The sequence below is a fragment of the Motilimonas sp. 1_MG-2023 genome (assembly GCF_030547455.1).
In the GTDB taxonomy this organism is placed as follows: Bacteria; Pseudomonadota; Gammaproteobacteria; order Enterobacterales; family CBDFNC01; genus Motilimonas.
The window spans coordinates 1-203 of sequence record NZ_JAUOPX010000390.1; the positions used below are offsets into that span (position 1 = coordinate 1).

Annotated in this window: 1 protein-coding gene; it reads left to right on the forward strand. The window is 46.8% G+C overall.

Annotation, left to right across the window (positions count from 1 at the left end; translation table 11 throughout):
* Positions 1-11: 11 nt before the first annotated feature.
* Positions 12-203 (forward strand): DUF6444 domain-containing protein (locus tag Q4519_RS22375; RefSeq protein WP_303516194.1); only part of this gene is annotated, 192 nt, incomplete at its 3' end.

The window sequence follows — 203 nt, forward strand, 5'->3', positions numbered from 1 at the left end:
AAAAGAAATCGATGTTCACCCAAGATGCGCCTCACGTTGAGGACATTAATGATGCTAACGCACTCATCAAAGAGTTGTGGGATAAGTTGCGCGAGTACGAAGACAAACTGGCAACCAGTTCTCGTAACTCTTCACGCTCACCTTCAAATGATACACCTGAGGTCAAAGCCGAGCGAAAAAAGCTCAAACGCCTCGTAGCCGAA